Source organism: Paenibacillus sp. DS2015, from assembly GCF_050433705.1.
In the GTDB taxonomy this organism is placed as follows: Bacteria; Bacillota; Bacilli; order Paenibacillales; family Paenibacillaceae; genus Paenibacillus_AQ.
The window spans coordinates 57826-80003 of sequence record NZ_JBNPWS010000021.1 but is presented as its reverse complement, the minus strand read 5'-3'; the positions used below and the strand labels follow the sequence as shown (position 1 = coordinate 80003).

General features: G+C 40.7%; 16 protein-coding genes. All 16 read right to left on the bottom strand.

Translation table 11 applies throughout. The annotated features are described in order from the left end of the window. Positions 1-184: 184 nt before the first annotated feature. Positions 185-1387: a methionine adenosyltransferase gene (gene metK, locus J2T13_RS17560; RefSeq protein WP_429373568.1), complete on the bottom strand. Its 1203-nt coding sequence runs from the start codon at positions 1385-1387 to the stop codon at positions 185-187. A 206-nt stretch (positions 1388-1593) separates the two neighbouring features. Further along, complete coding sequence (locus J2T13_RS17555; RefSeq protein ID WP_429373566.1) at positions 1594-1866, bottom strand: small, acid-soluble spore protein, alpha/beta type; 273 nt, start codon at positions 1864-1866, stop codon at positions 1594-1596. A 272-nt stretch (positions 1867-2138) separates the two neighbouring features. Then, positions 2139-5696, bottom strand: a complete 3558-nt coding sequence (locus J2T13_RS17550; protein ID WP_429373564.1) for a hypothetical protein — start codon at positions 5694-5696, stop codon at positions 2139-2141. 429 nt (positions 5697-6125) lie between these two features. Further along, positions 6126-6467: a hypothetical protein gene (locus J2T13_RS17545; RefSeq protein ID WP_429373562.1), complete on the bottom strand. Its 342-nt coding sequence runs from the start codon at positions 6465-6467 to the stop codon at positions 6126-6128. 159 nt (positions 6468-6626) lie between these two features. Beyond that, positions 6627-10550: an S-layer homology domain-containing protein gene (locus J2T13_RS17540; protein ID WP_429373560.1), complete on the bottom strand. Its 3924-nt coding sequence runs from the start codon at positions 10548-10550 to the stop codon at positions 6627-6629. 185 nt (positions 10551-10735) lie between these two features. Beyond that, entirely contained in the window at positions 10736-11860 is a 1125-nt protein-coding gene (locus J2T13_RS17535; RefSeq protein WP_429373558.1) for an MraY family glycosyltransferase, read from the bottom strand. 115 nt (positions 11861-11975) lie between these two features. Further along, on the bottom strand, positions 11976-12740 hold the full coding sequence (locus J2T13_RS17530; RefSeq protein WP_429373557.1) for a WecB/TagA/CpsF family glycosyltransferase: 765 nt from the start codon (positions 12738-12740) through the stop codon (positions 11976-11978). A gap of 6 nt (positions 12741-12746) precedes the next feature. Then, positions 12747-13883 (bottom strand): polysaccharide pyruvyl transferase CsaB, encoded by a 1137-nt coding sequence (gene csaB, locus J2T13_RS17525; RefSeq protein WP_429373555.1) that lies wholly within the window; start codon positions 13881-13883, stop codon positions 12747-12749. Further along, positions 13859-15874, bottom strand: a complete 2016-nt coding sequence (locus J2T13_RS17520) for a DUF5693 family protein (protein WP_429373553.1) — start codon at positions 15872-15874, stop codon at positions 13859-13861. The genes csaB and J2T13_RS17520 overlap by 25 nt, the downstream gene beginning before the upstream one ends. Positions 15875-15946: 72 nt before the next feature. Next, a complete protein-coding gene (locus tag J2T13_RS17515; protein WP_429373551.1) occupies positions 15947-17665 on the bottom strand; it encodes a phospho-sugar mutase in 1719 nt (572 codons plus the stop codon). Between the two features lie 50 nt (positions 17666-17715). Further along, a complete protein-coding gene (fabZ, locus tag J2T13_RS17510) occupies positions 17716-18159 on the bottom strand; it encodes a 3-hydroxyacyl-ACP dehydratase FabZ (protein WP_429373592.1) in 444 nt (147 codons plus the stop codon). Between the two features lie 258 nt (positions 18160-18417). Next, positions 18418-18618: a DNA-directed RNA polymerase subunit beta gene (locus J2T13_RS17505; protein ID WP_429373549.1), complete on the bottom strand. Its 201-nt coding sequence runs from the start codon at positions 18616-18618 to the stop codon at positions 18418-18420. A 9-nt stretch (positions 18619-18627) separates the two neighbouring features. Then, positions 18628-19467, bottom strand: a complete 840-nt coding sequence (locus tag J2T13_RS17500; protein ID WP_429373547.1) for a flagellar hook-basal body protein — start codon at positions 19465-19467, stop codon at positions 18628-18630. Between the two features lie 53 nt (positions 19468-19520). Further along, positions 19521-20405, bottom strand: coding sequence for a flagellar hook-basal body protein (locus tag J2T13_RS17495; protein ID WP_429373545.1), 885 nt, complete (start codon positions 20403-20405; stop codon positions 19521-19523). A gap of 121 nt (positions 20406-20526) precedes the next feature. Then, the gene (locus J2T13_RS17490; RefSeq protein WP_429373590.1) at positions 20527-21525 is read right to left on the bottom strand and encodes a rod shape-determining protein; all 999 of its coding nucleotides are present in this window, start codon (positions 21523-21525) and stop codon (positions 20527-20529) included. 200 nt (positions 21526-21725) lie between these two features. Beyond that, complete coding sequence (gene spoIIID / locus J2T13_RS17485; RefSeq protein WP_429373543.1) at positions 21726-22013, bottom strand: sporulation transcriptional regulator SpoIIID; 288 nt, start codon at positions 22011-22013, stop codon at positions 21726-21728. Positions 22014-22178: the final 165 nt, after the last annotated feature.

The window sequence follows — 22178 nt, the reverse complement described above, 5'->3', positions numbered from 1 at the left end:
CATATGTTTATTAGCTTCATTCATATCAGGCTAAGATCATCTAACCTATTAGAATTAACAACAATTATTCGAAGGAAGAACAACAAACTTATAATGCTAGAAATGCAATATATGACACTTGAGCAACAAAAAAGGCACGTGCCCATTCGCACGTGCCTAACTAAATATTATGAATGTACTCTGATTATAGACCAGCCTGTTCTCTCAATAAACTTGCCTTATCTACTTGTTCCCAAGGTACATCTAGATCTGTACGACCGAAATGTCCATAAGCAGCCGTCTGCTTGTAAATAGGACGACGTAGATCAAGCATACGGATAATACCAGCAGGACGAAGGTCGAAGTTATTATGAACTAATTCTACTAACTTCTCCTCGCTTACTTTTCCTGTACCATACGTATCTACATTAATCGATACAGGTGTAGCAACTCCGATAGCGTAAGCTAGCTGGATTTCTACTTTGTCAGCAAGACCCGCAGCTACTAGATTCTTAGCCACATAACGAGCAGCATAAGCTGCAGAACGGTCAACCTTTGTTGGATCCTTACCAGAGAATGCTCCCCCGCCATGACGGGCATAACCACCGTATGTATCTACGATGATCTTACGTCCTGTAAGGCCTGCATCTCCTTGGGGTCCACCAATTACGAAACGCCCAGTAGGATTAATGTAATATTTCGTGTCAGCATCAAGCAATTCAGCAGGAATAACCGGCAAAATAACATGTTCTTTAATGTCAGCTTGAATTTGTTCAAGCGTAGTATCTTCAGCATGCTGAGTAGAAACAACAACTGTATCTACACGCACAGGCTTATCATCTAAATATTCAATGGTCACTTGTGTCTTACCATCTGGACGCAAATAATTCAGCGTACCGTTCTTCCGAACCTCAGCTAGTCGACGTGCAATGCGATGTGACAAAGCAATAGGGAGTGGCATTAATTCTGGAGTTTCATTCGTTGCGAACCCAAACATTAATCCTTGATCTCCTGCACCAATACTTTCGGTTTCCTTATCCATTTGGTTAAGGTCACGATTCTCAATGGCAGCATTAACTCCTTGTGCTATATCAGCTGATTGCTCATTTAATGAAGTCAGAACCGCACATGTATTATAGTCGAAACCATATTTGGCACGAGTGTAACCAATTTCCTTAATTGTATTTCTAACAATAGCCGGAATATCTACATAATCGGAATTAGTGCTTATTTCTCCAATAACAAGTACAAGACCAGTAGCTACAGCTACTTCACACGCAACACGTGCATTGGGGTCATTCTCTAGGAATGCATCCAACACTGCATCAGAGATCTGATCGCAAATTTTATCTGGGTGTCCTTCGGTAACGGACTCAGATGTAAATAAATGACGTCCTTTGACAGACATAATGTTAAAACCTCCTTAGCTTTCCTAATAAGGACACTATACATTTCTCTGAGTAGTAAGCAAAAAAATGAACCTTCTCCGATTGGAAAAGGTTGCTTGTACAATCCTCAATGGCAATATTAACGTAATTGTCTTTCTGTGTCAATCACGGCACTGGCATATTCCATAGTATAAAGTCAATTACTTCAATCATATATATTATGTTCCTATAACAGCGTTTGCTCTGCTTGTTGGATCAAGCGCTTCGTAATCTCACCGCCAACGGACCCATTTTCCCTTGAAGTCAAATGACCTCCATTATAGTTACCTCTGTTGGATACTCCACCTATGTGTCCAAGTTCAGAACCAAATTCAGTATCCAGTCCACCAATCCCACCATATCCACCTACATTTAATCCAAATTCAGCAGCAATCTCATACTTCATCTGATTGATCAACTGACGACTTTCCGGTACGACTGTCCGATTATTTCTAGCCATTATACTTACACCTCCTGCATGATGTTCTTGCAAGAGTATTATTTGCAATATTGATGTAATTAGACGTATAAAACATTGTTACTTCTGGGAATAATAAGGGTAGAGAAATAATCCAGATAATAGTACTTGTCCACGTCATTATCCTGTTGTTCATTAAGACATTTCCACTCAATTAGTACTCAATCTAGCATCCGCAAGTACATTAGAAATGGACAAATAAAAAAGAAAAAACCAGAGAACATAGTTCTCTGGTCTTTCTAATTAATCCCGAACTATTTAGAAGCGATAGTTACTGAAACCGGAACTTCTTTAGTTCCATCCACTACAGTAGCTTTAAATTGTCCGCCAGCAACAGCATCATCACCTAAGGTAACAATAATTGCGTTTTTAGAACCGTTCAATGCTACTTTATCACCAGTATAAGTTTTGGAATCAATTGTAACTTTATCATCTTTGATTGAAGCTACAGCTTTGCTCAGTTTAACTGTTAATGTACCAGCTTTATAAGCTACTCCACCAGCAAAAGTCAGATCATCAGCAGTTACAGCAAGAGCCTCATCAACAATTGCTTTAGCTGTATAATCAGCTGCTTGAGTAGCATTGATATTAGCAAGCAAAACTTTAACAGTAACATCAGCAGCTACAGTATAGGTTTTTGTAGTAGCGTTGTAAGCAATGCTTCCAGAAGCTACTTCACCAGCAGCAGGAACTACACCAGCAACCGGAGCAGTTACAATTGTAATTTTACCAGTGTTAATCCCAGTTTCTGTAGCAGTCAAAGTAATTTGATCGCCTATAGCAGAAGCTTTCACACCATCAACTTTATTAGTTACTTCTGTAGAAGTAACACTTACGTTAGTTGAAGCTGAAGATGGAGCGGCAACATTATACACGCCAGATTCAACAGCGACAACTTTGTTATCTGTTGCAGATACTAAGTACTCAGCATCTTTACGAACTTGAACAGAAATTGGTTTGTTTAGTGCATCAGGATCTATAATTGTAATTTTAACTTGTTTTGTATCACTAGTTACTTCAGCAGTATAACCACTTGTAGCAATTTTTGGAGAGTTAGTTACACCAGTGTTTCTAACAATAAAGTCGTTCTCAAGTTGACCATATACTCCCTCTGTAACACTTGTAGAGAAAGTGATGATGAAAGAATTGTCAACAGCACTTCTAATATCTTCAACTTTAGTAACGCGAGGTGCTACTGTGTTATTAACTGGCATGCTAGCATTCGAAGACAAGTTCAATTTATTGTTAGAATATGTCTCGATCGAGTTGTTAGCGAACAAATTGATGGTGCCACCAGTAGTTTCATCAGAAGCCTTCAATGTTACTTTGTTTTCGTCAATACTTACAGAAGCAGGGTAAGCACCATTGATTTGGAAGTCGCCAATACTTGCAGATGCGATTACTTGGTTGAACGTTAATTCAAAAGTCTTAGCATCTTTTTGTACAGCATTAGTCCATTTCAATTGGTTAGCAGCAGCATCTTTAAGGCTAGAAGAATCCAAAGATACTACTTGACCTGTTTTGGATTTCAAACCAGTTGCTACTACACCTTTAACAGATCCGTTCGGTCCGAAAGTAACTTTAGTTCCTTCGATGTATTCTGGGAACTGAAGCACTACGGATTTACTACCGTTAACTGCATTCACGCTAACTTCACTAGGAAGAGCGATGTTTTGAGCGTTAGCTCCATCTTTTTGGAAGTTAATGTAGTAGTTACCTTTTACATTAATAGTTGCAAGATCCATTTCACGACCAAAGTTCAAAGTAACTTTGCGAGTAGATTCATTGTAATCAGTAGAAGAGATGGATGGGTTCGCAGTATCATTAGCTACGAATGTACCATTGTATTCTACCAATGTGTTTCTCAACGCAGTAGTATCTTGAACATCAGCAACCTTCACGTTATAAGTGCCACTAGCAAGTGTACTAAAGAAATTAACATAGAAGATTTTGTTGGAAGAATCAGCTGCTACTACACTGCTTACAGGGATTACATCGCTACCTTTTTTCACAGTAAAGTATTTTTTGTCAGCTGCAGTTACAGCTTTGTCAAAGCGGACTGTCAATGTGTTAGTTCTGTCACCAAATGTAGTTTCAACTACTTGTGGACGAACCAAGTCAACAGAAGCGTTGATTTTGTGTTCTTTCACAGCGTTAGCGTTACCGGAGTAGTCTTTCACTTCTACGAACAAAGTAGCCTCATATCCTGGCAGACGGTTATCTGAATTAAATTCAACTTCATATACATTGGAAGCAACTTGCGTTACTTTACCAGTTTTGTTAGATGTACCATTTTTCCAGTAGAAGCTATCGTTAGTTACAGAAGCTGGATCGATTTCTTCATCGAAAGTAACAGTAACTTTCTCTAGAGTAGCAGAGATATCAGTCACTTTAGGACCTTCAGAATCAACAGCTACATTAAATTCAGTTGTTGCTGACAAAGATTTCAAACCAGCATAATCTTCAACTAAGGAAGTTGTCAATTTGTGAGTGCCCACAGAGATCGAACCTGTGTAATCACGAAGGATTACTTCTCTTTGGTTAGCACCTTGAGTTACAGAACCAACAAAAGCTTTGTCATCCAATTGGAAGTTGCTGCTTGTTGGAGCTACAATCGGCTCGGAGAAAGTTACTTTGATAACTTTAGTTCCGAGAGCTTTCACTTCACTTACTGTAGGTAAAACATTGTCAGAAGAAGTAAAGGAAACTTCACCTTGTGGCAATACAGTACCAGTAGAAGATTTCACATTTTTAACAACAACTTTGTAAGATGTTCCTTGTACAAATTTGCTGGACTCGTTCAACAAGATACGAACTGACTTAGTATCTGCATTAAGAGTAATTGACTTAATTCCTTTTGCACCTGCATCAATGGAGTAGTTGTTCTTGTCAGTTGCAGTAGCAGCATTAAGTTTACCATCAAAAGCAACGTCTACTTCTTTAAGGTTAACAGAACTTGCAGAAACAACTTTAGTTGCACTTTCAACTACATAAGTAACTTTAGTAGTGATTTCTTTACCATCTGCAGTTTTGAAAGTTATTTCAGTTTCTTTGTTAGCTTCAAGAGCTTTTTCCAAAGTTACTTTAACAACTTCTTTGTTGGAAAGAGTAAAATCTACTACTTTACCACCTTCAGATACTACATAAGAAGCTACAGTAGGAATACTTCTAAGTTCATCAACAGCATAAGCTGCTTCTACTAGCAATGTACGAGTTGCATTCTTTTGGAAGTTAGAAGATTGAGAAACTAGACCAGCGTTGATTGCCGCTTGAACATAACCCTTAGCCCAAACGGAAGCAGTGTTGTCTATAGTTGTTGGTACTTCAAGTTCCAAAGCACGAACTAGAACAGCAGCCAATTCTTCAACTGTTACATTACCATTGAAGTCAAAGATTTTCTTAGTTACGTTCTTACCTTCCATGAGACCTGCAGCACTAACTGCTTCGATATAAGTAACAGCCCAGTTCTTAGCAGTGTAATTCTTATCATTGTAAGAAAGAACACCTGAGATTTCTTTCAATCCCATAACTTTAGTGATCACTTTAGCGAACTCAGCGCGAGTCATCTCTTTCTCAAGGTGTGCTTTACCATCTGGGTAACCATTGAAAATACCTTTGTCTTTTAGTGCGTTGAATTTAGATTCTGGTGTTACCGCAGTGTCAGCGAACGCTACAGAAGCAAACATTGAGAATGCCATTGCTGTAGATAAAGCTACTGATAAAATTTTCTTCATAACCTTTTTTTCTCCTCCTCGGGGGAACATTACATTATTATTTTTATTATTTTCATTGAATGGGCTCGTATTACTCATTTGTCGTTGCACCCCCTTTCTAGAGTTGAGCATTTAAATATAAATGATGTCTGTGATGATGTCACAGAAACTGGTAAACAGAATCGCACAAAAATAGAGTAGTGTCCTATCCTACTTAGAGTATTATACAATGAGTCCAAGTTGCCGTAAAGATAAATTTTCTAATTAATAGATAACCTTCTTATTTAGGACAATCTTGGGACATTCCCATTATCAATTGACTCTTACATACTTAGACGCACATGTTTCTTAAAAGTTGCACCTTTTTCAAAAAAATAATTTCAATTTTGTCACTTATTCTATGAAGTCACCCGAGAACAGTGGATAATCTCCAATGTAGCTCAATTATATATAACCTATAATATCCCAATTCAAACTTACTTCAACAATAAAAAAAGACGCCTCGCGGCGTCCCCTTCATTATTGCATTTAACGAATCTTCATAGCCAACTGAATAATCTGAGCCCGCATTTCTGGACTCCCATTCAGGTTCTGATACATATCTTCAATAGGATGTTTGTTCTCACGGTATGTTTTCTCATGCTTAATTGTCGTGTGCGACCATTCAATTAATGCATTCTCAGCCAATACCAAGTTGTTGTACGCATCATGAAAGCCTGTTTCAAGAACTAGACCTTCCATAACCTGTTGGGAGATCTCCGTTGTCTTACGTGCTGCTTCAATCTTCTTCTCCATGACACTTGCTCTATTCTCAAATACGGTTTTTGCTTTCATATAATCCATTTGAGCCTTAGAATATATCGATTTCATAAGATAGCCTTCACCCTTCAAAAAAAATTATGTTCTATGATTATTGTATATTAAACTCCATGAAATTACAAAGACAGACAAATGGTAGATAAAAAACGGAGGACCTAAATCTGTCCTCCATTACGTCTAGACCACTGATTACATTAGGTTCTACTTAATTTAGCTTAAATTTTTAGGGAAAATTTTCGTGCTCTTCTTAAGAAGTTCAACTGCGATCTTAGCTGCTTCTGCCCGAGTCATATTCGATTTCGGATTGAAATTATAAGAAGGCTTCTTCTGTCCTGCTTGTGTCACAGCCGATCCAGACATAATGCCCGCTTTTGTCACTGCTTGAATCGCAGACAGTGCATAGGAATCAATATTACCGGAGTCTAGGAAGGATTTAGCGACAGAATCTTTAAGTTTCTGGTCATTGATTGCAAGCTTCAATTTCAGTGCACGAGCGATCATTACAGCCGCCTGTTCACGAGTAACTGCGCGATCGGGCCCATATATTCCATCCGTAAGGCCTGTTACTATTCCTGCTCTAGCCGCTGTCTCAATATGTGCATAATCCCAAGTGATGGAACTTGCCCCTGGAACGAGATCTGCGAAAGTTTGTTTATTACTATACTTAAGAGGAAGACTTAACCCCTTAACAAGTAATGTAGCGAACTCACCTCTTGTCGTCTGATCATCGGCTCCAAACTGTTCAAAGCGTATGTTATTCATGAAGCCTTTGGAATATAGTGCATTCAACACATTACGAGCCCATTGGTGATTCGTAACATCTGAATAACCACGGCTCATCTTCATCACAGTATAATAACCAAACTCATCAAACGGTACAGTTACGGTATGTTTCTTAGAATCTACTACCCCTGCAATGTTCTCCCATTGACGATTCGCATTATAGCGGAACACAGTAATCGTGTACCCTGCATCATCTACTACATTAGTATTATAAGATAACGTCAACGTTCCTCGTTGAGAGGGTACTACTTTACGTTCTGCTGGTGTTTCTGGGTCTCCGAACAAACCATCGACAGAGTACGGAGCTAATCCATTCGTTGCTGGCTTATATGCTGCTGTCCCCTTATCTCCAAGCTCTCCAAGTCCACCACTGATCCAGTAAACTTCAGATACACGACTGAAATTGTTCGTTTTAACTGTGGAACCGAAATTCAATAAGAATTGATCTGGTATATTCCATGTTGACGCACCACTATTCTCTCCGGTTCCTGGGAAGCCAATGACATTACCATAATCATTACGACGTTCTACGACGCCCGAATTGGGCTCAGCGATACCAAAGAGTAGTTTAGTATCTGGATAGTATTTATTTAGACCTCTAACATCTGTCCCCTGTAATACGGTTCCCTTAGGAAAATTCAATTGAACCGCCTTATTAAACACACTGTACTTATTAGCTACCTTAGGAGCCATATACTGCGCATCAACCGCAACGGTGCCTGTATAGAAAACTTCTATGGTATCCGTATTGGTTACACCACCACGAACGATTTGAATTTTAATCTTCGTAGATTTATCTTGCTTAAGGCCCACATAATCCAGCACGAAACGGTTATCTCCTAGATCGGTACGTTTCAACGCTGGTTCTTTATCGATAATAACTGATGTTGCTCCTTCAGCTTCAATATCAAAGTGTACAAAGTTCTTATTCACTACATACTTATCACCCACTGTAGGTTGAGGTGAAATTATACGATATGAACTCGCTTCTCTAACAAGTTCAAGACGCTGACTTGTCTTAGCACCTGTTTCATTAATCAATTCTAATGTATAGACATATGTGCCCGGTTGGTCTGTGACGAAATCTTGAATTCTCATAATAAAGTCTCTACGACTACCTGCAAATTCATAGGAATACCTATCATTAGCAAAGGTAACGGCCTCAGTCCCTGCGGTTGAAGTCTCGGGTATGTCGACAGATAAAATATTTTTGGTACCCATGTTTAGATTAGCTTTAATAGCTCCGCTACCTCTCAACACTAAATCATACGTCTTTAAGCTAGTTGTATATTTGTTATCATTGTAAATAAAATCGGGTGTCAAGTTAAAGATTTTAGCAAGTTGTTCGTTATTTGAAGAGAAATTTCTCTCTGGGAACATGGGACGATCCTTACCTACTGCTGGTTGGAACTTGGTAACCATAGAGACATTCTGATCCACAATGTAAATACGTAACTCTTTACGGACTTCGCGTGTTTGTCCTTTATCATCTGAACCTGTTCCAGTGAATATAATTCTGTTCTCACCATATACTAATGGGCCATTAGCCGCTGATACAAGAAGAGGTAATACGAAATTACCTTTATCATCCAGCCAACTCGCATTGTCAATGGGTCTAACCTTTAATCCATTAACATATGCTTCAGCAACAAAATAATCGCTAGCCAGCGTGTCGAAATCAACATACTGTCCTTTAACAATGATTTGGTCACTACCGCCTGAATCAATGGTATATGTCTGCCCATCTGTAAGATTAGCTACATATATATAATTCTTAGATGCAAATGAAATCGTAGCATCTTTATAAGCATTTGAACCTGAATAGTTAAATCTAACCGTTTGGTTACCATTCTGAAACCCAGATATTTTATAAATATATTGGGTATCAGACAAGGTCTCTACTAATGTAATACCAACAGGCTGAGTTGCCAAAGGTAAGTAATTAGCTATTAAACTACTTGGACTAGCGGGAGCGCTATTCGTACTTACTAAGATATAGAAATCACTAGAATCAACCTTAGCCCCGTTCAACGCCACACTTCCAGGAATATTTGTAGCAGTTGTCGGTGGTGAGGGATTCGGAATATATCCCTTCAGTAGCTTTAAATCTTTAATGACTGTCTGTCCTTGCATATATTGAAAATCAGTTTTTTTATTAATTGTTTTTGTTCCATAAGTGATAGACAGATTATGATTCTGATCTGTCAGTACAAGTCCTGCCGTATCTTTATTAAAATTAAAATTGTCGACAGAGAAGGTTACTAAACGATATGCTGGCGTGTTCGTAGTTATGCCTGGAATGAACACTTCAGACCCTGGATCTTTTTTTAGCTTGCCAGTATCCTCTACCTTCATCCCCTTATAATACGTAACCGCCGTTACTGAGGTGCTATCCATGACTATACCACCAGAGCCTTGGAATGCTATACCCGCGTTGTCGGGAACCAATAACTTAACGAACAGATCAGCACTATCGGTTGTTTCAGTAAATATAGGCTCTTCTCCCAATAAACTCTGGGCATTACCAATAGAATCAACCAAATACATCTCTACTATCGGATTCTTCTCATCATAATAATATATGGAGTAATTAAATGTGAGTGTATCCGAAGCATTCTGTACAACCAATTTCAAGTCATTAAGACCTGGATTAAGCTTTAATTGCGGAGTGAAGAACGTCCCGTCCTGTAAGAGCGATGTAGCAAGCGCCGCCTTACCATTTACTCCGATCGTAACCTTTGTCGCATTCTGTGCTTTACCTTCCAATGTGATCTCATCTCTTGCAATGACTAATTGAGCGCCTTCATTTAAATTAAGCTTATCTGCGCCACCAAGCACTAAAAGCTTCTCAACGTACGGCACTTGATCGAATAACACATAGAAAGTCTCAGAACGATCATTTAATCCTTGTGACCCAGTGAATGTAATTTTGTTAACACCAGGATATAAGGTTACTCTCGCATTAAAGCGATTGTCTGGTCTATCTACATCCAACAGCACGACACCTGGAGCGACATGAGTAGGATCTTCATCCCACTTACTAGTCTGTGGGTTCCAATTCAATTGTTGAAGATTTACACCTAGGGAAGAACCTGTTACTTTGGTAAATGTTCCTGTAACCACTAATTCTGATTCTGTTACATGATATAAGTTATCTCTTGATATTTGTTCCTTTGCTGTGCCTTTTTCTGGTGTCAGAACAACCGTATTACGAATCCCTGGAATATCCGGTGTGAAATAGCTTGTCGCTGCATCTGCTGCTGATGCAGTGGGTGTCACCCCCGGCTGAACTATAGCTACGACTAGTGTCAATATAAGCATCCAAATGAATGACTTCTTGGTACGTTGCATGAAATGAATCTCTCCTTTTTTAATCAATTAACTATTTTATCGGTCTAATCGATATAAATTTGAAGAAATATTCGATAAAAAAACCTATCAACCTATATTTATGGTAGAAAGTGTACGATTCACAATAAAAAAGCCTCATCCCTAAGGGATGAGGCTTAACTCAAGTATAATATATGAATTCCTTATTATTTCGGTCCGCGCTCCGTATGAGGCTTCAATTTCAATCTAGAGAGTAGACTAAGAAGTGGCTTCTTGGTCAAACCTACCAGACCTATGACTTCAGCACCGATCTGCATAAAGAACATCATAATACAGATGACTACAAAGGTAACCCAGTTCGCATCGTAGAATGCCGCGGATGATTGAATGACCGCAAGCACTCCGAAGAAGGCCGCAATACTGTAAATAATTAATACGGATTGACGATGACTAAATCCGAGTTGACGTAAGCAGTGATGTAAATGACCCTTATCTGGTGCAAATATAGGCTTCTTATGAACCCAACGACGAATGATTGCAAAGAAAGTATCTGATAAAGGAACCCCGATAATAATTAATGGCGTCATAAAAGACACAATAGCAACTTGCTTGAATCCAAGCAATGATAACATGGCTAGACAGAAGCCTAAGAACAAGGATCCTGAGTCACCCATAAATATTTTAGCTGGATGGAAGTTAAAGAATAAAAATCCGATAATCGCACCTAACAAAACCATACATAGAAGAGCTATCATCATATTCCCCATAAGAAGGGACATGACTAGAATTGTTCCAATGGCGATTGCCGATACACCTGCTGCAAGTCCATCTAAACCATCAATTAAATTAATGGCATTCGTTACTCCAACAATCCAGAATATAGTGAGCGGAATCGAAATCCAACTCTCTAAATATTTAAAGTTATCTTGGAAAGGAATGTTTACAAAATCAACCGATATATCAAAACCGAAAACAACCACACACGCAGCCATAATCTGTCCCAGAAGTTTAACTTTAGCAGATAGCTCAAATCGGTCATCCAATGCACCAATCAATACAATCATCGATCCACCAACCACGAAGGCTTTGATGAAATTAGTATCACGGAGAGATAAATCAGGATATACAAAGGGTAATACTAGAAAGAGTGCTATAATGAACGCCAGATAAATTCCTAACCCGCCCAGACGGGGCATGACTCTCGTATGCACTTTACGTGCATTGGGAACGTCTATGGCACCAACTTTGAATGCAAACTTCTTCACTTGTGGCGTTAACAAGAGCGCAAGTCCCAAAGACAGAACCAAGCCGATGATAGACATCATTAACATTTAATCAATCAACCTCCATTTTTCTCTAACGGACTAAATTATACTCCGATAGAAAAATAAACACCAATCCTTAATTCCAGCAATTTATTAATGAAATCGCCCAAATTCGTTCATTTCACGTAACTTTTGTTACATTATCTTTGTCCCGAAGCACTTTAGCTACGAATTGCGGCAATGCAAGCATCCTACGATACCTTGTTGGCTCACTAAGCAAGCGATATAACCATTCCGCTCGTAACTTCTGAAATACCTTAGGCGCTCGTTTCGTCTTGCCGGATATGACATCAAAACTCCCGCCAACGCCCATCATTAGTGGGACTGCTAGCTTTTCCTTATAACGGGCAATCCAAGGTTCCTGAGTATCCGATGCTCTTGCCACAAAGAGGATGTCTGGCGAGAGCACGCGAATTTCCTGAATTATTGTATCATCATCATTAGGACCGAAGTAGCCATCACGATACCCTACAACCTCAATCCCTGGATATTGAATTTGTAACCTTCTCGCTGTTTCCTGAATCACTTCCGGAGTTGATCCGAGTAAATACACTTTCCATTGATAGTTTTCTCCGACTCGCAACATTTCATGTAACAGATCGAAACCAGCGACCCGCTCTTGCACGGGTTGACCCACCTTAGCAGCTGCCCATACAACACCCGTACCATCAGGAACAACCAATTCAGCATTCCGCATAATGGTCATATAAGACGGATCATCCAGTGCAGCCATCACCATAATCGGATTAGCTGTTATCACTTGATGGGGAACTCGGGATATGATCACATCAGTTAAATACTGTACTGTATCACTCATCCCCCATTTGCATACAGGAATACCATAGATGGAAACGGTAGATATTTTCTTTAATTTATTTGTAGTCATAACTAATCACCTTCTAGAGGACATGTATTCAATAATAACCTTTGCAGGTACCTGTGCTTCTTGCTTCAACTGCGCAATCTGCAACTCATGTTTCTTACGCCAAGTTTCTTCATGAGACAATAACTGCTCAATGGCCGTTGATACTTCTTCAGCTACTAGCGTTGAAGTAACCCCCGCAGGTACCATATCCAATCTCTTGAGGAAATGATTTATCTTCGGATCATACGAAATACCAACTAGGGGTACTTGAGCATTAGCAGCGTAAATTAAGCAATGAAGACGCATCCCTATGACCAACTGACAACGACTAACTTCTAACAACATGTCCTGTGGGTGGATAGCATCTTCACATAGACTCACAGAGCTTCCACCTAAAGTTACATCTCCCAGTCGATCCATGATAAATTCCGAAGCTTCCACATCCGACGGAAGATGAAACGGTAAGAAACGTAAGTGGACAGCTTGCTTCTTCATAATTAGTTGAAGTCCATCCGCTATAGCCATAAGTTCCTTACGGTCTTTCTCCCAATAACGAACAGATATCCCAATGACGGGCAACCCATTTGTATTATAAGGTTCGCCCTGAGTCGCGGTAAGTCTGTCTTCCACTGCCTGTAAACCCATCACGGGGTCAGGCACCACCTGGATTGCCTTTCCTTGGATTCCCATCGTTTGTAATAGGTCTGCAGATTGAGAATCACGTACGGATATATATTCACATTTGTTAAATACGGATTTAATCATGGGATGAAAGAAACCACGGTTTACGGGCCCGACGCCTTGAGAATAAATAAATGTAGGCTTCTTCATCCATTGAGCTAACTTAATGACACTCAAATAGTAGGGAATTGTTTTAGAACTTGTAGCATCCTGGAGGAGGCTCCCCCCCCCACTAATTAGCCCAGAACTGTTCTTAAGTGCTTGTCTTACTTCACCTAGCTTCATACGATGCACAGCTTGAACACCATATGTCGTACTTGTCCATTCAGGATCAATAGAGAGCACTACAGGGTCGATCTTAAACCCCGCTTGTTCGCCCTGAACCTTCAAAGCTGTCAGGATCGATTGAAGCACAGCTTCATCTCCACTATTCTTGAAGCCATAATACCCTGATATGACTACTGTCTGAGGAGTGGTGACCATCGTTTCCAACACCCTTCTGCAATTTGCCATACCGCAACTGCTACAAGTCCAATAATAAGTCCCAATCCTAACCCTATTACATCACGAACGACTGACAACATCATTGGGGTATGAATATGAGCAAACGTATCTACAATGGATAATTGTCCAATAGAAGCAACAATCATAACGAAGATAACATTCCGATATTTAAATGCCAAGAAGGCACCTAATATAAATAGTGGATGTCCCAACAGGAATTCTTTGTTCCGTGGGCGAACACCGAATGTATTCTCCATAAGAGATCGGAAGGACATTTCAAGCGGAGTTACGTTACCACTGTTACCTGTACGACTTAAATAGTACATGCCAATCACGCCTATAATTCCAGCTACAATAACTCCAAGAATTGTAATACGAACATGTAGTAATTTACGCATGCTAGTTACAATCTGACCCCCACGATAGAGTAGAACATACACACCTGTTAGAGCAATCGGGGCAAAATGAAGCAAGCTAACACCACGGAATTGTTCCAACACCAATTGGTACGTAACATTATTGAGTAACGCAATTACAAAAGGAACTGCACAAAGTGAAAGAATAGATGTCTTAATATACAGAACTAGGGTATGTGTAACTCGACGTCTAAGTTTCATATCTATCGCAGACTTGTTCACTTCATTAATCTTGCGAACAGCCAACACCATCGCTATGGTTGGGGCACTAATGGCTACGAGTAGAGCTAGTCCCTGTTCGAATAACACAGGCTTTAGGACATATAACCCTGCACTTCCAATCATTCCAAACACAAACGCTGGAATGGTCAGAATAGGGAGGAAATAAGACACCATCAGCGCGATAAAGGCCACTGCACCTAGTACAACGATCAATTTCAAATAATGCTGTAGTGAGGAATCCTGAATATCAAAAGCAGTGGCTTGTCCTAATGTAAAGCCATTGCTCTCCATCTTACTAATAGCATTACCAGGCTCTTGCAAACTATCGATTAAATTATCTAATGGGTCCGTTATCGATGCCTTGAGCATATTACGAGACGGGGCTGCATTGAGATAGAACATACGAATGTTACGATCTTTACTTGCAAGAGCTAATCGATCCGCAATCACATCTACAGTTCGATTAGCATCCCCTTCACTTAATGAATACAAGCGTACTACATCATAATCGATGATATACGCCAACTTATTAAATCCAAGTTGGGGCTTCTTTAAGTTCTCGATAGCTGAAATACCAATATCATGTTCTTTAAGTAATCTTCCGAAGGAGTTCAAACTCTTCATTTCCTCCTGATCGTTGAAACCCTTAACCGATATCCCTTCGAACAAGATTCGCTTAACGCCTAATGACTCGTAATACGTGAGCATCTGCTCCACGGACGCTTCATTATAAGGCAGGCTATCACCCAAACGAGGCACAATAGTAAATCCTTTATTATGCAGCATCTCTAATGTGATCGGATCAGACTGCATGGGTTTAAGTACAGCATTCTCCACGGGCGTATCAATAATGAGCGCACGTCTGTCCTGGAACGTCCACGATGTGACATCGATTCCTAATCGACGGAATGTTCCGTCAATAATCGGTGATAACTGATCTGCATATTCCTCGTTCGCGAACACCACATAGGTCAAATTATCATTTGCCGGCGGTACCTCATTATTTACTTTAGCAATATCGCTACTGTTATAAAGAGTAATCCGTTTAGTCTGTTGAAATTCATTCAACGTACTTTCAAACACAGCCATGCTGCCAACACCAGCAGCTTGCAGTCGATCTAACTGTTGATTAATATAATCCTGTGGATGAGCCTGATATGCAGCTACGTCCACTAAGTCACGATAGTCAAATACCAATTCCACATGATTAGAAGATGTTTCTGTCTTCCAGCGATCATACGCCACAGGTAGTGCTGCTACAATTCCAATAACGACAAGAATCCATAACCACTTGCGGGATGAAATGCTCCAAAGTTGCCATTTACGATGCACTTTACAAGTACCTCCTCATTCTTTTCTCCGAGATTCCTTATGCGAGGTACACCCAAGGAATCTCGGAACTATTTACGCGTCAACGCGGGCCATAACTTCAGATGCTAATGATGTAATGCGTTCTTGTGCATCACTTAAAGAATCACCACGAACTGCAAAATACACTTTGATCTTCGGTTCCGTACCGGAAGGTCTTAAACAGAACCAAGAACCGTCTTCCAGCATAAATTTCAGTACATTCTCTTGGGGCAGGCCATTTAATCCTAAGGAATAATCAAGAACCTGCTGTACACGTACTCCCATCACTTCTTGTGGTGGCTGACTGCGCCAATCTGTCATTTTAGCTTGAATCTGAGCCACACCATCTTTACCCTTGAGCGTTCGCGACTCCAAACTTTCTTGGAAATATCCGAATTGCTCATATAACTCCTGTAATACATCATACAAGGTTTTCCCTTGAGCTTTATAATAAGCTCCTGCTTCTGCAATAAGTAATGAAGCAAGTACGGCATCCTTATCTCTCGCGTAGTTACCTGCCAGATACCCGTAGCTTTCCTCATATCCAAATAAATACGTATACTCACCGGATTGTTCATACTGTGTCATTTTTTCACCGATGTATTTGAAGCCTGTCAGCGTATTAATTACTTCTGCGCCATAATGCTTAGCGATTGTTGCACCCATCTCACTCGTTACAATGGTTTTAATAACCAGTCCATTATCCGGTAGTTGTCCCGCTTCCTTCAATTGACTCAATAAATAGTGAATCATGATCGCACCCGATTGATTTCCTGAAAGCACTTCATACTTACCTGACTTATTCTTAACGACAGCTCCCATCCGATCACAATCGGGATCTGTTCCGATTAGAATATCTGCGCCTATTTTCTGTCCAAGTTCAATTGCCAGTGTGAAAGCTTCACGTTCTTCTGGGTTTGGTGATTTGACTGTCGAGAATTCAGCATCAGGCTGTTCTTGCTCAGGCACGACATGAACATCCGTAAATCCAACAGACTCTAGAACGCGACGAACCGGCAGATTACCCGTACCATGTAGTGGAGTATATACAACTGTGAAATCTCTACCTAACGTTGAACGAATAAGCTCAGCATTGACACTTGTCTCTGCAACCGCACGTATGAACGCTTCGTCATCTGATTCTCCAAGCCATTCTAGCAGGCCTTGTGCTTCTGCAGTAGCTTGGTCTAATCGCTTCACAGCCGAGAAGTCTTCTACCTCTTGTATGTAATTAATCACTTGTTCCGCTTCCTGCGGAATAAGCTGTCCACCTTGATCGTTATACACTTTATATCCATTATACTCTGGTGGATTATGGCTTGCTGTTACTACAATCCCACCTGTTGCTCCTAAATCACGCACACTGAACGATAATTGCGGAGTGGTACGCAAAGAAGGGAAGAGCTTCGCCACAATGCCATTACCCGCTAATACAAGCGCAGCTTCCAAAGCGAACTCAGGTGAATAATGTCTCGAGTCATGCGCAATAACAACAGAGGGGTTACCCTCAACTTCTCCGTGTTTCGCAAGAATATATTGTGCGAAACCTTGCGTCGCTTTACCCACAGTGTAACGATTCATACGATTACTGCCTGCACCAATAATGCCACGAAGTCCCCCTGTGCCGAATTCTAAATCTTTATAGAAACGATCTTCTAATTCATTAGGTTCGTTCTGAAGATCACGAAGTTCCTGCTTAGTAGCCTCATCAATATGCTCGTCTTGAAGCCACTCCTGAATTTGGTCTTTAGTTTGCTCACTTAATAATGTCATGTATAAGTCCGCCTTTCCTTATCTGGAGATTAGATTAGATGTATTATAAGTTATGATTGCACTGGATCAGGATCTGATAAAGCAAACATAATCTCGCCTTCAGCTACGACTTTACCTTCAACACTGGCTACTGCCTTACCCTTACCAAAGCTTCCCTTCAAACGAACGATCTCAACTTCTAATCTCAGTGTGTCTCCAGGAACAACTTGCCCACGAAACCGGAAGTTATCCAGGCTTGCTAGAAATCCTATTTTCCCTTTATTGCTCTCCACATTCAAAATAGCGACAGCCCCCACTTGAGCCAACGCTTCCGTAATAAGAACCCCTGGCATTACAGGATATCCAGGAAAATGTCCAACAAAAAATGGTTCATTAATGGTCACATTCTTGATCCCTACAGCACGTTTACCATTCTCAATTTCTAGAATTCTGTCCACCAATAGGAATGGTGGTCTGTGTGGAATAATTTCTTGAATCTGCTGGATATTTAACAATGTCATGCGCTCCTCTCGAATAACCATAAGATTATGGGGTCATACTATTATTATCCTTCATCTACTGCAGAGAGTGGAGGTTCAGATAAGGGGCCTTCTCGGTTAGGTATCTAATACCTAATGGAGAAGGTTCTTTTGTTCATGTACGGCAGGGCCGTATATTCTTGTTAGTCCCCCATCATTATACAGTTATCATACATAAAAAGAAAACTCCCAAAGATACGGAGTTTCCTTAAACTTCTCACTATGTCGGCCCGCTTATGGGGCAAATATCAGATCCATTACGTGTTCCCAAGTCTCAAGTTGAAACACTTCAGACATCTCTTCCTTACCCAGTACAACGTAACCTACCATCATACCTCCAATTAAAGACAAGAACAGAAAGAGTGGAATCATCCAACGAAATACAATTCTCCACGTGGCTGTTTTTCTCTTCGGTGGCTTGTTCTCTTTACTCATGAATAACTCCTATCCCCGCATATTGTTAGCAAGGTTCATCAAGGTATCACTTGAGGTCAGTGTACGTGCTGTCAATTGATAAGCTCGTTGCACCTGAACCATCTCAGCCATTTCTGTCGTTAAGTCCACGTTAGACTTCTCTAAGAACCCTGAACGAATAGCCACTTGTGGATTATCTCCACGTGTAGGAGAAGGAGACCCTGCTCCAAACACATCGTCTGTTGTAAGTCCAGCCGCCAAGGTAAATAGATTACCTGATAATTGAACCAATCCTTCAGGTTTCTGTGGCTCTACTATTCTTATGCTATTCGTAATCCTTGTTGTCGTAGAGCCTGGCAGTGTAGTCCATACATTACCTGTGGCATCAATGGCAACCTTGCTGTTAGCAAGCACTCTAACTGGAACGGATGGATCATCATTATTAAGTACACGATCACCCTGGTTATTCACCAGTAACATGTACTTCTCATCTGCAGGATCAGGAACGAAATGAAATGCTCCCTCACGAGTATAAGCGGTATTCCCATTACTTTCTACTGCAAATAATGCATTTCCTTCAATTGCCAAGTCTGTAGGGATACCTGTCTCTTGTAGCGTTCCCTGTTCCATATTTAAAGTAACTGAAGCGAGACGGATACCAAAACCCATGTTATATCCTAAAGGAGTCACTCGACCTGGTTGTTCGAAATCATCACCCTGTTGTTGTACACGTGTCAAGGTATCTTCAAAAGAAGCCTCTTTACGTTTATACCCATTGGTATCTAGATTCGCAATGTTATCAGCAATGACATTGAGTCTATTCTGCATACTCGTTAAGGAAACCATCGCGCTGATCGCGGAGTTGTTCATAATTAACCTCCTATAAATTGTGAAACGGTATCAGACATCTTAACCATGATTAGTTACACTCTGCCGATTTCGTTCACAGCCTTATCCAAACTTCGATCGTAGAATTGAATAACTTTCTGGTTCGCTTCATATGCACGTACGGCAAGATTCATATCTACCATGGATTGGGTAGAGTCCACATTCGATCTCTCTAAGTATCCCTGTCTTACTTCCATGTTATCGTCAGCCGCGCTCAAACGCACACCTGCCGCATCACGATCTGCTATGCTATACACGCCATTGCCATCCCGCACCATTTCATTGGCATTCTCCACAATACTAATCCCTATATTAGCTCCGGTCGGCTGTCCCGTTGCCTTATCTAAAATACGACCTTGTCCATCCACTCTGAGATCTTCAACAGAACCTGTCACGACGATCGGCTGATTATTCACATCCAAAACCTGATAACCTGTAGAGGTTAATAACTGACCTGTTCTACTAACACGAAAACTTCCGTCCCGTGTATAACCGACTTGGCCTTGGTCATCCTGTACAGTAAAAAAAGCTTGAGGACGGTACAAGATGTTCCCCGTATCATCCACATACTTGCCTGCCGCATCAAAAACAATAGGTTGTCCTGTAGCTGGATCATTACGTCCCAATTCAGATACAAGGGCAAAGTCCGTCGGTTTATTGCTCTCCGTTACGTCTCCCTGTAAGAACATCGAGATACTTTCTTCCAAGTATACGCCGGTATTGAGTTTTCCTAGCTTGCGATCTAAATTATTTGCATCTCCACCCACAACGGAGATCAACACTTCGGGAAAGGAACGAGCTACACTATCAACCTGCTTGTATCCTGTAGTATTGATATTAGCAATATTCTGTGTGATCGTATCATGACGACGCTGCTCCGTCATCATCCCCGCAGCAGCAGTATATAGTCCTCTTATCATACAGCTAACGCCTCCTTCTTCTTCATCTCGTCAGTTCATCTATCGTTCAACAAATTTCCAGAGTTCTGAAAATTGCCTATACTCAAGCTAATATGTAGCACCTTATTTCTATATCGGCTGCTTAGTATCTTTTCTTAACTACTTTATCTAAATTATCTAACATAATTCCCGTCCCTTTTACGACACAATGCATGGGATCTTCTGCTACCAATACCGGCACTCGAAGTTCATCGGAAAGCAGCTCGTCCAGTCCATTCAGTAATGCTCCACCACCTGTCAGAATAACACCACGATCAATAATATCAGCAGATAGCTCTGGTGGAGTACGTTCCAATACCGATTTAGCGGCTAGTACGATAGAGGCTACCGAGTCCCACAGTGCCTCCTGAACTTCTACTGAAGTAATTGTTAGTGTTAACGGCAGTCCTGACACCATATCTCGTCCACGGATGTCCATTTCTGCTTGACGACCACTAGGTCGCACTGTTCCGATCGCTATTTTGATATCTTCGGCCGTACGTTCACCGATCAATAATTTATATTTAGCTTTAATGTATTTCGTAATGGCTTCGTCGAATTGGTCCCCTGCAACCTTAATAGAAGAGGCGGTAACGACGTCCCCCATAGAAAGAACAGCTACATCTGTCGTTCCGCCGCCGATATCGATAACCATGTTACCACTCGGCTCATATATATTCATCCCCGCACCAATCGCTGCGGCTTTAGGTTCTTCTTCTAGAAATACTTCTTTGGCGCCACTGCGTTCTGCGGCTTCCCGAATTGACTTCTGCTCTACCGATGTAATATTCGTTGGTGCACAGATCAGGATGCGTGGGCGGCTATGCCAGCTACGTGCCCCCACGCGGTCGATAAAGTGCCTAAGCATCATTTCTGCAATTTCAAAATCAGCAATAACTCCATCACGTAAAGGACGAATAGCCATAATGTTGCCTGGTGTACGTCCGATCATTCGACGTGCATCTTCTCCTACAGCAAGAACTTTTTTGGTGTCTCTTTCAATGGTCACAACAGAAGGTTCGTTTAACACCACTCCCTTCCCCTTGACGTAAATGAGCACATTGGCCGTGCCGAGATCAATTCCAATATCCTTGCTAAGCATCATGAAAAGAGCCCCCAAATGTTATTTTTGTATGGTTCTGAATAGTCATTCGGTGTTACTTAACTACATTCGACAAGAATCTACACAATCATTTCATTTTCGAATATTTCAAGTTACACAAATCGACCTCATACCATCTTTTAACATATCATATTTAGGGGGTTCATTCAACTTGATTTCCTTGGCCAAGTCTACAAAAGTTAACCCTTCACCACGCCTACTGCCTCTCTTTTTTTATTGTTCGTTTTTTTATACTTAATTTTGGTTGCCTCGCCTCCCCTAAGATGGCGAATCGATTTGTGATATTCGAGAATGTTCTTCACTTGATCAGCCAATTCAGGATTAATTTCAGGCAGACGTTCGGTCAAATCTTTATGCACTGTGCTCTTCGACACGCCAAATTCTTTGGCTATGGTCCGGACCGTGTTCCTTGTCTCCACGATACAACGTCCAATCTTAATGGTACGTTCTTTGATGTAATCGTGCACGCTCCCGCCTCCCTACTTGTGGATAGTTTGGTACATTATATGAGGAGCGTGCTTATATATTCGCGGTTTCACGGTGTGACAAGCTTAGTCAGACCCATTTTTTTTGTGTACATGTTACCTTTGAGGGATTTTATGATGTTGAAAATAGCTCTTAAAAGCACAAAA

Coding starts and splice junctions, on each gene's coding strand:
- metK (WP_429373568.1), bottom strand. CDS start 1,387: ATGTCTGTCAAAGGACGTCATTTATTTACATCTGAGTCCGTTACCGAA.
- J2T13_RS17555 (WP_429373566.1), bottom strand. CDS start 1,866: ATGGCTAGAAATAATCGGACAGTCGTACCGGAAAGTCGTCAGTTGATC.
- J2T13_RS17550 (WP_429373564.1), bottom strand. CDS start 5,696: ATGAGTAATACGAGCCCATTCAATGAAAATAATAAAAATAATAATGTA.
- J2T13_RS17545 (WP_429373562.1), bottom strand. CDS start 6,467: ATGAAATCGATATATTCTAAGGCTCAAATGGATTATATGAAAGCAAAA.
- J2T13_RS17540 (WP_429373560.1), bottom strand. CDS start 10,550: ATGCAACGTACCAAGAAGTCATTCATTTGGATGCTTATATTGACACTA.
- J2T13_RS17535 (WP_429373558.1), bottom strand. CDS start 11,860: ATGTTAATGATGTCTATCATCGGCTTGGTTCTGTCTTTGGGACTTGCG.
- J2T13_RS17530 (WP_429373557.1), bottom strand. CDS start 12,740: ATGACTACAAATAAATTAAAGAAAATATCTACCGTTTCCATCTATGGT.
- csaB (WP_429373555.1), bottom strand. CDS start 13,883: ATGGTCACCACTCCTCAGACAGTAGTCATATCAGGGTATTATGGCTTC.
- J2T13_RS17515 (WP_429373551.1), bottom strand. CDS start 17,665: ATGACATTATTAAGTGAGCAAACTAAAGACCAAATTCAGGAGTGGCTT.
- J2T13_RS17505 (WP_429373549.1), bottom strand. CDS start 18,618: ATGAGTAAAGAGAACAAGCCACCGAAGAGAAAAACAGCCACGTGGAGA.
- J2T13_RS17500 (WP_429373547.1), bottom strand. CDS start 19,467: ATGAACAACTCCGCGATCAGCGCGATGGTTTCCTTAACGAGTATGCAG.
- J2T13_RS17495 (WP_429373545.1), bottom strand. CDS start 20,405: ATGATAAGAGGACTATATACTGCTGCTGCGGGGATGATGACGGAGCAG.
- J2T13_RS17490 (WP_429373590.1), bottom strand. CDS start 21,525: ATGCTTAGCAAGGATATTGGAATTGATCTCGGCACGGCCAATGTGCTC.